At 67.3% G+C, this 611-nt stretch carries 1 pseudogene; it reads right to left on the reverse strand.

The features are described from left to right. Positions 1 to 611 (reverse strand): annotated as a pseudogene (locus M529_RS0123970) (Ti-type conjugative transfer relaxase TraA); the annotation flags it as partial.

Consider the following 611-nt stretch of genomic DNA (forward strand, 5'->3'; position numbering starts at 1 on the left):
ACGCCATATCCTTCGCCCGCTCGCGCGACAGCGTGCGGACAAGCCGGCGATCGTCGGCGAAGTCATCGCGGCCGTAATGGAGCTGCACCCCGTCGCGATGCCGGGACAGCGCCACATAGGCCGAATGGCGGTCCATGCCGGGGGTCGCCAGCACATGCGCCCGATCGACCGTCACGCCCTGCGATTTGTGGATGGTCGCCGCATAGCCATGATCGACATGGGCATAATCTTTCAGGTCGAACGCGACTTGACGGCCATCGTCCAACTTCACCGCCATGCTGTCGGGCGACACGCGCTCGACCTTGCCCAGCGTGCCGTTCTTCACCCCAAGGCCGCGATCGTTCTTGAGGAACATGATGCGGTCGCCGGTCGCGAACTCCCGCGCGCCCCGCTCGGCCGACACGCGCACGTCCTGGCCCAGCTCGCCGGCGTCGCGCAGCCGATCGCGCGCAGCCAGGTTCAGGTCGCGCACCTCGGCATTGGTATGGGTGAGGATGATCCGCGTCTTGTCGGGATCGGCGATGCGAGCGCGATCCCAGCCCTCCACAAGGCTTTCCCGCGCAGCCTCGCGCGTCTCGGCCGCGTGGACCATGCCATGCTCGGCATAGGCA

This window comes from Sphingobium ummariense RL-3 (assembly GCF_000447205.1).
GTDB classification, from domain to species: domain Bacteria; phylum Pseudomonadota; class Alphaproteobacteria; order Sphingomonadales; family Sphingomonadaceae; genus Sphingobium; species Sphingobium ummariense.